Origin of the sequence: Paenibacillus sp. Cedars (assembly GCF_003184205.1) — a bacterium.
Classification (GTDB): Bacteria; Bacillota; Bacilli; order Paenibacillales; family Paenibacillaceae; genus Paenibacillus_AQ; species Paenibacillus_AQ glucanolyticus.
The window spans coordinates 1,733,282-1,746,498 of the sequence record NZ_CP020866.1 but is presented as its reverse complement, the minus strand read 5'-3'; the positions used below and the strand labels follow the sequence as shown (position 1 = coordinate 1,746,498).

Annotated in this window: 15 protein-coding genes; all 15 read right to left on the bottom strand. The window is 48.3% G+C overall.

The features are described 5' to 3' along the window. Positions 1-46: 46 nt before the first annotated feature. On the bottom strand, positions 47-871 hold the full coding sequence (locus B9D94_RS09795; RefSeq protein ID WP_006211321.1) for a flagellar hook-basal body complex protein: 825 nt from the start codon (positions 869-871) through the stop codon (positions 47-49). 78 nt (positions 872-949) lie between these two features. Continuing rightward, positions 950-1,339: a TIGR02530 family flagellar biosynthesis protein gene (locus B9D94_RS09790; protein ID WP_006211322.1), complete on the bottom strand. Its 390-nt coding sequence runs from the start codon at positions 1,337-1,339 to the stop codon at positions 950-952. Then, a complete protein-coding gene (locus B9D94_RS09785) occupies positions 1,336-1,902 on the bottom strand; it encodes a flagellar hook capping FlgD N-terminal domain-containing protein (RefSeq protein ID WP_006211323.1) in 567 nt (188 codons plus the stop codon). Before B9D94_RS09785 ends, B9D94_RS09790 begins: the two co-directional genes overlap by 4 nt. 20 nt (positions 1,903-1,922) lie before the next feature. Next, the gene (locus tag B9D94_RS09780) at positions 1,923-3,266 is read right to left on the bottom strand and encodes a flagellar hook-length control protein FliK (RefSeq protein ID WP_148246923.1); all 1,344 of its coding nucleotides are present in this window, start codon (positions 3,264-3,266) and stop codon (positions 1,923-1,925) included. 47 nt (positions 3,267-3,313) lie between these two features. After that, positions 3,314-4,246: a MotE family protein gene (locus tag B9D94_RS09775; protein WP_040680752.1), complete on the bottom strand. Its 933-nt coding sequence runs from the start codon at positions 4,244-4,246 to the stop codon at positions 3,314-3,316. 39 nt (positions 4,247-4,285) lie between these two features. After that, complete coding sequence (fliJ, locus tag B9D94_RS09770) at positions 4,286-4,729, bottom strand: flagellar export protein FliJ (RefSeq protein WP_148246922.1); 444 nt, start codon at positions 4,727-4,729, stop codon at positions 4,286-4,288. Positions 4,730-4,738: 9 nt separating this feature from the next. Then, on the bottom strand, positions 4,739-6,058 hold the full coding sequence (fliI, locus tag B9D94_RS09765; protein WP_006211327.1) for a flagellar protein export ATPase FliI: 1,320 nt from the start codon (positions 6,056-6,058) through the stop codon (positions 4,739-4,741). After that, complete coding sequence (locus B9D94_RS09760) at positions 6,042-6,896, bottom strand: FliH/SctL family protein (protein ID WP_006211328.1); 855 nt, start codon at positions 6,894-6,896, stop codon at positions 6,042-6,044. The genes fliI and B9D94_RS09760 overlap by 17 nt, the downstream gene beginning before the upstream one ends. Further along, complete coding sequence (gene fliG / locus B9D94_RS09755; RefSeq protein WP_036642439.1) at positions 6,889-7,905, bottom strand: flagellar motor switch protein FliG; 1,017 nt, start codon at positions 7,903-7,905, stop codon at positions 6,889-6,891. The genes B9D94_RS09760 and fliG overlap by 8 nt, the downstream gene beginning before the upstream one ends. A gap of 11 nt (positions 7,906-7,916) precedes the next feature. Next, positions 7,917-9,497: a flagellar basal-body MS-ring/collar protein FliF gene (fliF, locus tag B9D94_RS09750; protein WP_036642061.1), complete on the bottom strand. Its 1,581-nt coding sequence runs from the start codon at positions 9,495-9,497 to the stop codon at positions 7,917-7,919. Positions 9,498-9,531: 34 nt separating this feature from the next. Continuing rightward, positions 9,532-9,840: a flagellar hook-basal body complex protein FliE gene (gene fliE / locus B9D94_RS09745; protein ID WP_006211330.1), complete on the bottom strand. Its 309-nt coding sequence runs from the start codon at positions 9,838-9,840 to the stop codon at positions 9,532-9,534. 42 nt (positions 9,841-9,882) lie between these two features. After that, a complete protein-coding gene (gene flgC, locus B9D94_RS09740; RefSeq protein ID WP_006211331.1) occupies positions 9,883-10,332 on the bottom strand; it encodes a flagellar basal body rod protein FlgC in 450 nt (149 codons plus the stop codon). A 5-nt stretch (positions 10,333-10,337) separates the two neighbouring features. Then, positions 10,338-10,745 (bottom strand): flagellar basal body rod protein FlgB, encoded by a 408-nt coding sequence (flgB, locus tag B9D94_RS09735; RefSeq protein WP_036642060.1) that lies wholly within the window; start codon positions 10,743-10,745, stop codon positions 10,338-10,340. Positions 10,746-11,203: 458 nt separating this feature from the next. After that, positions 11,204-12,610, bottom strand: coding sequence for an ATP-dependent protease ATPase subunit HslU (hslU, locus tag B9D94_RS09730; protein ID WP_148246921.1), 1,407 nt, complete (start codon positions 12,608-12,610; stop codon positions 11,204-11,206). 48 nt (positions 12,611-12,658) lie between these two features. After that, entirely contained in the window at positions 12,659-13,201 is a 543-nt protein-coding gene (hslV, locus tag B9D94_RS09725; protein WP_006211334.1) for an ATP-dependent protease subunit HslV, read from the bottom strand. Positions 13,202-13,217: the final 16 nt, after the last annotated feature.

Below are 13,217 nucleotides of genomic sequence, written 5' to 3'. Positions count from 1 at the left end.
GCCTCCTTGTTTAATTAGGGAGGGGGTTGCCCCTCCCTACCCATCCTTATCGTTTCAGATTGACAACCTCTTGAAGCACTTCATCCGAGGTTGTAATAATCCGGGAGTTGGCTTGGAAACCACGCTGAGCGACAATCATTTCTGAGAATTCGCTCGTCAGATCAACGTTGGACATTTCAAGCTGGCCGGCAATAATCGCACCCGTTCCTTCTTCAGCGTCGTTCCCTTCAAACATAACGGCAGCCACATCGCCATCAGGTACTGCATTCAGGGTCACGCGATACATATTGCCTCCGATTTTCTCCAGACCTTCCGGATTCGGAATTTTTGCAACGCCGATAATAGCTCCCGCTTCAGTAGTCCCGTCACTCAGCTTCTGTATAATAGCGCCATTCTGAGCAATCGTGAATGCCGTAACGTCATCACCCAGCTGAATAGGATCACCCGCTGAATCGAGAACGAGCATTCCGTCTGAAGTAACCAGGTTACGCGCTACATCGACATGGAAGTCGCCTGCACGAGTCAAGAAAGGTACTTCTTGATCCTCGCTAAGCTTCACCATGAAAAATCCGTCTCCGTCAATTCTCAGGTCCGTCGGGTTATGGGTTGTCATGGCACTGCCTGGCGTATGCATGGTATCGATCGATCCGATCGACACACCAAGACCGATCTGCTTCGCATTTACACCACCGGATGGATCGTCGGTTCCCGGTGTAACACCGGACATCGTTTGGCTAAGGATATCTTTAAACATTACACGTCCCGCTTTAAACCCAACCGTGTTTACGTTGGCAATGTTATTACCAATGACATCAAGCTTGGTTTGGAAACCTCTCATTCCGGAAATGCCGGAATACATGGATCTTAACATCGATTTTCCTCCTTCTGTTGTGGACCGCCTCTGTCGATCAGCGGCCGCCTGGCTTCCTCACGGGCCAGCCAGATTTATTTATGAAATAATGACCGCGCTATCGATTTTCGTGAACACATTATCCTTCATCGCCTTACCATCCATCGCAGTGACCACGGTCCGATTCGGAATATTTACAATAAGTGCCATATCCTTCATGAGGATGAGTGATTCCTTGCTGCCCTTGGCTGCAGCTTTTTCCACTGCGCTCTGGATCTGTTCGAGCTGATCTCCCTTTAATTCAATTCCGCGCTGCTCAAGCCTCTTGGCAGCATGGTTACTGATTTTAAGAAGGTTCTCATTCAGCAGCTCCTGAAACGTACCCGCTGGTGGACTGGACTGAGCCTGCACTTGCTTTCGATCATTATGAAGCGCGGCGGGATGTATCTTCCCAGGATATAGCTGTCCAATCATCATACGGTCGCTCATGGCGTTGTCCCCCCGGACTCAATCTCATCTTGTGCGGGTGACTCGGCTTCAGGTTCTGTCGGATCAGGATTGCTTGTTCCCGGTTCCGATGGACCTGGATTCGGCATTTCCGGATCATTCCCGGCTGGAGCGTTCTCGATTTTCAAAATCTGATCAAGGGCTACTTCGCTTTCCCCGATCTTTGCATAATGAATACCGTCACGAACAATGATCGAATCAACGATACCGCTCTTCATGACCGTATTCTCCGATCCATCCTCCGGTTTAAACATCCAGCTGATCTGTTTGCCGATCAAACTTGAAGCTGCGCCCAAAGACTGGCTCATTGCAGTCAATTGCGTATTGATATTCATCAATTGCTCCAGGGAAGTAAACTGGGCCATTTGGGCGATAAACTCCCGGTCCTGCATCGGTTGAAGCGGGTCCTGATGCCGCAGCTGTGTAATCAAAATGCTCAAGAACTGATCTTTTCCAAGCTCCTGACCATTTCCGTTTTTGTTACTGACATTCCCTTTGGCGTAGTTAGGCCACATATTTTTAGTAGATACCGGCTCTGTTGCCATCCAAGCTCACCTCCTCACTGTTAGGCTTTAGCGGTAAATGTTCCCGTTTGCACGCCTTCTACTTCCGCTTGATGCTCTGCTATCCATTCGTTCAGTTCTTCCGTCAGGTTTGCTGCTAATACGGCATCATCGGAAGGCCCGTCCTTCTCCTTCGAGCGATGCTGTGACTGCTGCTGTCCTGATCCAGGCTGGCGGCCGTCCTGATAAAGATTCGACGTCGAAGGCTGGCTGCTCTGTGTGACTTCTATTTTTTCTACCTGAAGTCCCTGTGCCAGCAACGCGCTCCGAAGCTGTGCCATTTGCTGGTCAATCAACTCCTTCGCATCCGTTGATTTGGTCATGAACTGTGCAATCAATTGCCCGTTCTGCATCGTAAGCTTAATATCGACTTGTCCCAGATGCTCTGGATTCAAGGAGATCCTTGCTTCCGTGAACCCGGTTTGCTTCACGATTTCCATCTTATTAATGATGAAGGAGGTCATTTCGCTCGAGAAATGCTCTACAGGCACCGGCGGTGCTGCAGGTTTCACTGCAACTTGTGTTCCGGAACGCAGGGCTAGTTGACCCGCAGTAACCGGTCCTTGCTCCAACAGTGAATCTCCTTCGGTCATAACGAACTCCGTTCCTGTGCCGTCAGAGCTGGCCTTGGTTGTCAAGGAAGCCCAATTGGCATTAGCTGACCCTGTCGTTTGGGACAAAGTCGACTGACCGGCTGTGTTCGTGGATGCATTAGGTAAAATTGCATCCGGCTGCTTCTGGTTTAAAATGCTGTTAAAATTCCCGTTGGCCTTGCTCTCTGCCGTTCCCGTTCCTTGACCCAGTAGACTATGGAAGGATTGGACCAGCTGTTTTACGGCTGCCTCGGTGTTCAAATCCAGCTTGCCGGATTTAGAGAGCATGGATGCCAGCTGGCTAATCGTATCCTGTACAACAAATCGAATCGTATCCGGACTCGAAGCCAATAAGGACATTTCATTTCCATCCGTGTTTCCTTGTGCTTGAGAAGCAGCTCCGCTTAACAACTGATTAGCTTGTGTCAGCCAGTTCTGAAGCTCCTGGAGCAAGGAAGGGTCCTCGTTTAATGCCTGGTCCATGGAGTCAAGCTCCTGAAGCAGGCCTTGAAGCAGTTCCATCAAGCCTTCCAGCGATTCATCCGTTTCCGATGAATAATTCGCGAGCAGGGATTCCAGCTTTGCAGCGACTTCAGTTGAAGCGGTCGAAGCGCTGTTACCACTGCTGTTCATCTGGTAAGCCAGGGTTGAATCGAAGGAAACGCCCGCTGCCGCTTGGCCAGCCGCACTTGCCTTCCCGCTGCCAGAAGAGCTGCTTACGGATGTAGACATGTTCTGTACCATGATTGTCATCGTCTTATTTCACCTCCTTTCCCAAGGATGGAGATTCATTTCAGAGCTTATTTAGAGCCCATCAGGCGATTCAATATTTTAGCTGCCAGCTCCGCGTCTTTTGAAGACATTGCATTTAAAATTCGTGAACGTGTAGCATCATCCACCGTATTCAGAATGGTCATTGTCTTGGCGGGGCTGATCTTGTACGTTTGCATCAACAGCTCGGCAGCATTGGCAGGTGTCATTCCGGCAAACGTCTGATTCAACTGGTTTTTGTCCAGATTATCGGATGTCTTCTTCTGCGCAGCTTCCGTTTCATTCTTCTTGACCCTGGATTGCAGAGCCGCAATGGCCATATCCTCGGATGTCTCCGCGTCTTTGAGCATCATGGTTGCATCCGCTGCTGTTTTTGGATCCATCTTTTGAAGAATAGCGACCCGGTTGCTGCTCTTCATCTGGCTGAGCATCAGCACCATTTCTTCCAGCGTTAAGTTCTGCATGATCGGTGCCGCTTTACTCGGGCTCATATCGGCGTAAAGCTTGGACAACTCGCGAATCTGCATCGTGTACGCATCTTCCTCTGGCGCCTCGCCGCTAGCCGCCGTGCTTTGCATTGAATCAATCTGGGTTTCCAGCTCTTTTACCTTGTTTTCCTGTGTTGCTTTTTGCTCGGTTACTTCATTTAATGTCTCTTCGCGCTCAGCAAGCTGCTTCTTAAGCTCTACAATCGTTGCTTCCGCACTTTCTTCCTGCTGCTTCGCTTCCTTAAGTTTCTGTTCTTCAGGAGTAAGTACCGGATCAGGAACCCAATTCTTCACAATTGGAATTTTGTTAGCTACATCAATGAGTCCATCCCGGACATCGGCTCTGAAAAATACCGCAAGAGCCCCCAGCAGGACGATTGTGAATATAGCAGGCACTAAAATCAATAATATCCGTTCAAATCCTCCACTTGATTCTTCTTTGTCAAGCGGCATATCTTTTCGTGACACTCTCATTCCTCCTTCGCGGTCATTACCCAGCGGTATTTGCAGACCTTAACGGGCTTTGATCGCAAAACGTACCGTCGCCATTTCGTCCAGCTCGTTTTGTTCCCGAAGGAGACTTTCATGCCGGAACTTTTCTTGGGATTTGTCTCTTGCCTTCAGCCACACTTTCTCATCAAGCATCTTGTCGGATAACACCTTCTGTTTCTTCGTTACATTGACATGAGCGAGCCGTATATCATCCCGTTTCCGCTCAATGCATTCTTCCAGATGCTCTGCATAAACCTGAATATTTCGAATTTCAGCTACAGGTACGCAGCGCGATGCTGCTTCTTGTTGAGCTTGATACATTTGATCCCGCATCGCATACAGCTCATTCAGACTATTCTCTTCCGCCTGAAGTTTTCCGATGGCACTTGACAGCATCCATTCGGCTTGTGTTTTCTCGTTGCTTTTCAGGTTTACGATTTTCTGGAATGCATAATGAAATTTCATTCTTCAAAGTCATCTCCTTGAAAACTCGGAAATCAAACGTTCCTGAACCTCATTCAATGTTGTTTTCTCATTCACTTTTTGCTTCGTAAAATCCCATATTCGCCCGATATATTCGATGGACTCATCGATATCGGCATTCGAGCCTTCTTGATAGGCTCCGATATTGATCAAATCCTCGGAATCCTTGTACACCGCCATCAGTCGTTTTACATTCTCGGAAGCGTCAATTTGCTCCTCAGGCGAGATATCTTTCATCACCCGGCTGATACTTGCCAACACGTCGATAGCCGGAAAATGTCCTTTATTTGCTATATTCCGGTTTAACACGATATGGCCGTCCAATATGCCCCTAACCGCATCAGCAATCGGTTCGTTCATATCGTCGCCATCTACAAGCACCGTGTAAAAGGCAGTAATGGAGCCTGTCGGCCCAGTTCCTGCACGTTCCAGCAGCTTAGGCAGACTTGCAAATACCGAGGGAGTGTAACCACGCATCGCAGGCGGTTCCCCTACGGCAAGCCCCACTTCGCGCTGTGCCATTGCATACCGGGTAACGGAATCCATCATCAGCATCACATTCAGCCCACGATCCCTGAAATATTCGGCAATCGTTGTGGCGATTAAAGCTCCTTTAATGCGGATGAGGGCTGGCTGATCTGAAGTCGCAACGATCACGACGGATCGCTTTAGCCCCTCAGGTCCCAGGTCCCGCTCGATGAAGTCAAGCACCTCTCGACCGCGTTCTCCGATCAAGGCAATGACATTAACATCGGCAGAGGTGTTTCTTGCAATCATCCCCATCAAGGTACTCTTCCCGACACCCGACCCGGCAAAAATACCGACCCGCTGCCCTTTGCCGATGGAGAGCAGTCCGTCAATCGCTCGAACACCGATGCTGATCGGTTCCTGAACTCTCGGCCGATTGAGCGGATTCTGTGGAACGTTATGGGTTGAATAATGAGGCATGCGAGCTGGAATGATGGAACCGTCCAGCGGCTGTCCTAATCCATCCAGCACCTTGCCAAGCAGTTCAGAGCCTACCTGCACACTCAGTGGCTTCCCGGTGCCGACCACATCACAGCCAGGTCCGATGGAATGAAGCTCGCCCAGCGGCATCAGCAGCACTTTATTATCCCTGAAGCCAACGACCTCAGCCTTGAGCGGCTTGGATTGCTTCGTGGGATAGATGTAGCACACATCGCCAATGCTTGCGTCCGGGCCTTCGGATTCCACCATCAGTCCGATAACCTGAGTTACTTTGCCGTTGATTCGAACGGGATCTAAATGCCTTAAATGATCCATATATCGTGCGCTATTCAGCTTCTTCATCTTGATTTCTCCGTTCCTCGTCATCAAGAGCGAACCGCACCAGTTCTTTTTTAATCTCGGACAGCTGCGTATCGATGCGGGCATCCACACTTCCGAATGAGGAGCGGATCACACAGCCGCGATCCTTCACCGTAGAATCCGGCAGAATTTGAAGCTCTGCCTGGGAATCGATTGATAATCCGAGTTCTTCCCGTGCCGCATAGACAAATTCAAACTGTTCGGGAGCCACACAGAGCGAGATGATTCCTTTTTCCCGTTTGCGGGCCAGATTCTTCCGAATGAGCTCCAGGGTAAAGTCAGGCTCGATTGTTAACTGATGATCCAGCACCTTCTCGGCAATGCTGCAGCTGAGCTCCACCAGGAACGGCTCCGCCTCCTGAATTAAATCGTCCTTGGCCTGGTGAGCCAGTTGGAGCAATTCGCTAGCTTGAACCGTCGCCTGCTCCATCAGTTCCTTCATCTCAAGCTCTGCCTTGGCGGAGCCCTCAGCATATCCCTGATTAAAGCCTTCCATCTTCAGCGTCTCAGACAAATCATCATCCTGAAGCCTGCGTTCAGTCCACCATGCTTCAATCTGCTGCTGCGCTTCGGTCAATAACCGTTCCGCCTCTTCCGAAGCCTCCCGTATTTGCCTTTCGGCAAACTCTTGGGCATCCTTCAGCATCTCATGCTTCAAACGTTCGGCTTCAGCCAGCGTCTGCACAACTGCCGGCTCGGCAGTCGGAGGAGCATACTCCTCGACCGTTTCCTCGGTTGGTGAAGCGTAACGACGAGCAAGATCCAACTCTTTCAACACATCCATCGGTTTATAGTGGGACGATTTGATCAAGTTAGACAATGATGTCATCTCCTCCGCCACGGGCTATAATGACCTCGCCCGCCTCTTCGAGTCTTCGGATCGTGCTTACAATCCGAGTCTGAGCTTCCTCAACATCACGCAGCCGCACCGGACCCATGTATTCCATTTCTTCGCGGAAGGTTTCGGCCATACGCTTGGACATGTTCCGGAAAATAACATCGCGCACCTCTTCGCTTGCCACCTTGAGCGCAAGCTGCAAATCCGCATTCTCGACATCGCGGATAATACGCTGTATAGAGCGATTGTCCACATTGACGATATCCTCGAAAACAAACATCCGCTTCTTGATTTCTTCTGCAAGCTCGGGATCCTGGATTTCCAAGGAATCGAGGATCGTTCTTTCCGTTCCGCGGTCAACCCCGTTCAGGATTTGAACGATGGACTCAATGCCGCCGGCACTTGTATAATCCTGAGTCACCGTCGCTGAAAGTTTCTGTTCAAGCACACGCTCGACCTGGGAGATGACTTCAGGAGAAGTACTGTCCATCACAGCTACCCTGCGGGCAACTTCTGCCTGCTTCTCTTGCGGAAGCGAGGACAAAATCGCAGAGGCCTGCTCGTACTGGAGATAAGACAATACGAGAGCAATCGTTTGTGCATTTTCGTTCTGGATAAAGTTCAGGATTTGGCTTGGGTCCGCTTTGCGGGCGAAGTCAAACGGTCTTACCTGAAGCGTTGCGGTCAATCTGTTGATCACTTCCATCGCTTTTTGTTGACCAAGCGCCTTCTCCAAAATTTCTTTAGCGTAATTAATGCCGCCTTGGGAGATGTACTCCTGGGCCAAACAAATCTGATGGAATTCTTGAATGATGCTATCTTTCTCGACACTGTCGACTTTGCGAACGTTCGCGATCTCTAGTGTTAATTGTTCAATTTCATCATCTCGAAGATGCTTAAATATTTGAGCAGACACTTCCGGGCCAAGTGTAATGAGCAGTATAGCTGCTTTTTGACGTCCGCTTAACATTTGGTTATTTCCCTTAGCCAATGCTTCCACCTCTATTCCTCAGCTAGCCATGTGCGAAGTAAATTCACGAATTCATCTGGCTTCTTCTTCGCCAAGGTTTCGAGCTGCTTACGAACCTGGCTTTCATTGGTTATACTTTCGAGATTTATTGATGGGAATTCTGTAACTGGCGGAAGCTGAATGTCATCTTCAAGCTCTTCCTGCTGTTGTCTGCGTCGGCGGATAAAGAAGTAGGCTCCCCCCGCAATCAATGCTAACGCAGCAATACCAATTCCCCATAATACAGGCTGAGAAAAAACAGTTTTTGTATTTTCATCCGGATTTACATTAAATACCTGTGAATTAACCGAAACTTTTTTGGACAGATCAGCGTCTGTATAAGTAGAACCCGAATCTGCAAGCGATGCTCTTACAATGTTGACTAGAATGTTTTGAATAGCCGTTCTTGTAGGATCGTCTAAAGCTTGTTGTCCCGCAGGTGGTTCAACCGAGACATTAATGGTTAAATCTTTAACAGTATATGGGCTTGCAATGATATCCTTGGTAATCCGGTTAACTTCGTAGTTAACCGTTTTGGAGAGCTCTTCCGAGTTCGTTTCACCGCTTCCAGAGTCGCTTGGATATCCTGGAACAGCCTCTTGGCCTACACCGGCCACTCCGCCGGTCGGACTGCTGGTTCCCGAATAGTTCTTCTGGATTTCCTGAACACTGAGCTCAATCCCCTTCATTTCTTCTTCATCCACAGGGGTTACGATGTTTTCCTTGCTCTGCACCTGATCGAAATTCAGTTTGGAAGCGACGAGAACATTCACTTTATTCGAACCCATGTACTGCGATAGAAATTGCTGGACATTTTGCCTAACTTCGCTTTCGAATTTTTTCTGAAGAGCAAAGTTCTCTTCCACCTTGCCAATCAATCCGCCTTGACCGCCCTTAGCTGTTGCGAGCAGCTCGACTTCGTCATTGGTGATTGTAATATTCTCAACCGGCAAGTTTGGAATCGCAGTCTTCACGAGGTTGTAATAGCCGTCGATGACTTCCTGATTAGGACGATAGCCCGGCTTAAATTGCACAACTACGGAAGCACTGGCTTTATCTTCGTTCCCGTTTTTCGCAAATACACTTTCCTTGGGAAGGTTTAATAGCACGGTTGCATCTTGAACGCCCTGCATCTTCTCAAGCAACCGTTCTACTTCGCCGTTCAGTGCATTTACATATTTCACTTCGAACTCGTTATCGGTCATTCCGATGGCTGACGCATTCTTTTCGAAGGTTTCGAATCCGATCGTACCATTCTGCACAAGTCCTTGTGAGCCTACATCAATCTGGACTTTAGCTGCACTCGTGCTAGGTACCAGAATGCTTCTGCCATCCTCACTGAGCTTATAAGAAATCCCTTGGGTCTCCAGGTGGCTGATGATTCCCGCGGCATCGCTGGAATTCAAATCCCGGAATGCTACTTCGTATTTCGTCTTAGAGAACTGCATCGTTAGTACGATCAGAGCAATCAGAACAAATGCTATTGTAGCGATTAACATTATTTTTTGTTTGTTGCTGAATTGGTTCCAATATTGGGTCATTCTTTCCCGATACTGGGCGATTCTCTCGTTCACATTGTCACCCCATCCGAAACTTTGCTAGAAACATTTAGATTTGCGTGCGCATGATCTCTTGATAGGCTTCTACCACTTTGTTTCGGACCTGTGTTGTGAGCTGAATGCTCAACAGAGCCTGTTGGGCGGATATCATCGCCTGATCTACGTTTACTTGTCCAATCATTAATTTATCGGTCATCATATGTGCATTCTGTTCCTGTGCTGACACAGAGTTCAGTGCTTCATTCAGGTAAGAACCAAAATCGCGGATCGATTCAGAAGGAGTCGCTCCATTTTTCACTTGCTCTTGTAGTTGAAGTGGCTGTACGCCCTGAACACTGAACATTGCGTTTTGAATCATAATTCTGTCCTCCTACTATGTGTGCTTATGTATTTTATCTTCTTATCTTCCAATCTCTAATGCCTTCATGATCATGGCTTTCGAAGCATTTATCGCTGTTACGTTAGCTTCGTAAGAACGGGTGGCTGCAAGCATATCCACCATCTCCTTCGTTATATCCACGTTAGGCATAAAGACATAACCTTCTGTATTTGCATCGGGATGAGTAGGGTTATATACCCGTTTCAGCGGCGCTTGATCTTCCTGCACTGCCGCAACCTTTACTCCTTGTCCCGCGTCCTGACCACTCATCTGAGCTCTGAGAAGTCCTTCAAACGATTCTTGCTGCGGCTGAAACACAACAGTCTTTCGGCGATACGGAACGGCTTGTCCATTCTCGATTCGCGCGCGAGTGGTTTCCGCATTGGCTATGTTGGAGGAGATGACATCCATTCGAAGCCGTTGTGCTGTAAGAGCTGATGCATTAATCCCAAAGCTATTGCTAATATTCATGAACCCTATCTCCCTTCAATAGCTGTACGCATCATTCGAATCTGCTCATTTACAGCTTGTATGTATGAATTATAACGAAGCTGATTCTCTGCAAGCAGCGACATTTCTCTGTCTGCATCGACATTATTCTGGTTGTTGTTCATAGAGCTGCTTCCATCCTTCATGACTGAAGCGTCGGGAATCCCCCCTGTAGGACCAATAACAAAATGTCGGGGATCCGTTCTTCTGCCCTGAAGCGATAAATCGGCTCCATCCATTTCCTTTTTCAGAAGACTCTCAAAGGATACCTCGGATCGCTTAAAATGAGGAGTATCCACGTTCGCGATGTTGTTCGCAATCACATTGTTTCTGAGATTTGCCGCATCCAAACCGCTTTGAAGCCGTTGAAAAGAACTATTGTTCAACAGATTCACTAGCTCATTCCTCCTGACTGGACTTTGCAAGAAGATATTCCACTCTTCCCAGCTAAATCCTCTTTTTTCGACAAAGAATATAATCCGTACGCACTAACCTAGGTCTTAAGTAGAAAAAGACAACATGATGTCACATAAACTAAGTTTCTTAAAGATTGGGACTTTTTACAATAAGAAAAAAGCCCTATCTTTTACCAAAAAGAAGGGCTTTGTATTCATTTTTATTCGGTTTTTTTCTATATTATTGCAAATCGTACCACTAATTCTGTAAATTTTAATCGTTTTTCCCCAAACGATAGGTCCCGGAACATTTAGAGAAATTCACAAAAAATTGCGAAAACCGTCCCGGCACCTTCCAACATGCGAAAGCTCTTCGACAACTTGCTGCGAGGTTTCACGATGAATATCGACAATTATCTCCGTGCGTTTACTCGGCTAATAGGCCTATATGGCTGCAACTACAGGATATATTGGCTTAAATCCCGATCCTGGGCGATACCTGCGAGCTTTTCCCGGACATATTCCGGCGTAATCACCATACGGTCCAGCGTAAGCTCAGGTGCCTCAAACGAGAGGTCTTCAAGCAGTTTCTCCAATATGGTATGAAGTCTGCGTGCACCGATATTCTCCGTGTTCTGATTCACTGATGCAGCAATCTGGGCAATTTCCCGAATCGCATCAGGAGAAAACTCCACTTCAAGATCCTCCGTTCGCAGCAGATTGACATATTGTTTCGTTAACGCATTTTTCGGTTCTGTCAAAATCGACACAAAATCGTCCAAAGTCAAACTGCTCAGCTCTACCCGGATCGGAAAACGTCCCTGTAGCTCCGGAATCAAATCCGATGGTTTGGCAATGTGAAATGCGCCTGCAGCGATAAACAGCACGAAATCCGTTTTTACCGGACCGTACTTCGTCATGATCGTTGAACCCTCTACAATCGGCAAAATATCGCGCTGAACGCCTTCTCTGGAGACATCCGGTCCCGATTGTCTGCCTTGACTCGCAACCTTATCGATCTCATCAATAAAGATAATACCCGATTGTTCAGCCCGGCGTATTGATTCCTGGATGACGTCATCCATATCAATCAATTTACCTGCTTCCTCTTGTGTGAGTACTTTCCTTGCTTCCTTGACGGATAGTTTGCGTCGCTTGGTCCGCTTCGGCATGAGGTTGCCAAACATCTCCTGCATGTTCATGCCCATCTGGTCATTCCCTTGGCCGGCAAACATATCAAACATGTTGGGAGCAGCATCCTCCACATCAATCTCTACCGTGTCATCCTCAAGTTTGCCCGACAGGAGATTAAACCGGACCTGCCTGCGTTTCTCCTTGAGACTTACGTCCTTATCTGCCGAATCCTCTTCTTCCGCCTGTGTATCATTATTGTTTCCGCCAAACAGCATTTCGAATGGATTACGCTGACTCTTCTGCCCCTTGGTTGATGGCGCCAGCAGCTCTACGATTCGCTCATTTGCCAATTCTTCGGCTTTGTCCTTCACCTGCTCCGTGCGCTCCAGCTTCACCATGCGTATGGCAGTTTCCACAAGGTCCCGTACCATTGACTCCACGTCACGGCCAACATAGCCAACCTCCGTGAACTTTGTGGCCTCGACCTTCACAAAAGGCGCATGGACGAGCTTCGCGAGTCTTCTCGCAATCTCCGTTTTACCCACGCCGGTAGGTCCGATCATCAGAATGTTTTTCGGTACGATCTCGTCCCGCTCGTCATCGGTAAGCAAACTGCGGCGATAACGATTGCGAAGTGCAACGGCGACTGATTTTTTAGCTTCCTTCTGGCCTACGATGTATTTATCCAGTTCGGATACAATCTGTCTAGGCGTCATCGATTCTTTACTCATCGCGAATACCTCCACCCTGATATGGCTATTTGTTGCTATATGGCATTCTTACAGCTCTTCGACAATAATATTGCTGTTAGTATAGACACACACCTCTGAAGCGATTTGAAGCGCTTCTCTGGCTATGTCTTTTGCTTCCATATGCCCCGCATGGCGCTTAAGCGCACGTCCCGCCGACAATGCAAAATTGCCCCCTGAGCCAATGGCCAGCACATCATCATCCGGCTCGATAATTTCTCCGCCGCCAGAGATCAGCAGCATCCCCGTTTTATCCATAACAATCATCAAAGCTTCAAGCTTGCGAAGCACTCGGTCTTGACGCCAATCCTTCGCAAGTTCGACAGCGGCACGCTGCAAGTTGCCATGATGCTCCTCCAGCTTGCCCTCGAATTTCTCAAACAACGTAATAGCATCCGCCACAGAACCGGCAAAACCGGCGACAACTTGTCCCCGGTAAAGACGGCGCACTTTCTTGGCGGTCTGCTTCATGACTACACTTTCACCAAATGTGACTTGACCATCGCCGGCAATGGCAGCTGTGCCATTATGCCGAACAGCACAAATCGTTGTGGCGTGAAAAGTCATTTCCATGATGGCAGGACCTCCC

Coding starts and splice junctions, on each gene's coding strand:
- B9D94_RS09795 (WP_006211321.1), bottom strand. CDS start 871: ATGTTAAGATCCATGTATTCCGGCATTTCCGGAATGAGAGGTTTCCAA.
- B9D94_RS09790 (WP_006211322.1), bottom strand. CDS start 1,339: ATGAGCGACCGTATGATGATTGGACAGCTATATCCTGGGAAGATACAT.
- B9D94_RS09785 (WP_006211323.1), bottom strand. CDS start 1,902: ATGGCAACAGAGCCGGTATCTACTAAAAATATGTGGCCTAACTACGCC.
- B9D94_RS09780 (WP_148246923.1), bottom strand. CDS start 3,266: ATGACAATCATGGTACAGAACATGTCTACATCCGTAAGCAGCTCTTCT.
- B9D94_RS09775 (WP_040680752.1), bottom strand. CDS start 4,246: ATGAGAGTGTCACGAAAAGATATGCCGCTTGACAAAGAAGAATCAAGT.
- fliJ (WP_148246922.1), bottom strand. CDS start 4,729: ATGAAATTTCATTATGCATTCCAGAAAATCGTAAACCTGAAAAGCAAC.
- fliI (WP_006211327.1), bottom strand. CDS start 6,058: ATGAAGAAGCTGAATAGCGCACGATATATGGATCATTTAAGGCATTTA.
- fliE (WP_006211330.1), bottom strand. CDS start 9,840: ATGATTCAAAACGCAATGTTCAGTGTTCAGGGCGTACAGCCACTTCAA.
- flgC (WP_006211331.1), bottom strand. CDS start 10,332: ATGAATATTAGCAATAGCTTTGGGATTAATGCATCAGCTCTTACAGCA.
- hslU (WP_148246921.1), bottom strand. CDS start 12,610: ATGAGTAAAGAATCGATGACGCCTAGACAGATTGTATCCGAACTGGAT.
- hslV (WP_006211334.1), bottom strand. CDS start 13,201: ATGGAAATGACTTTTCACGCCACAACGATTTGTGCTGTTCGGCATAAT.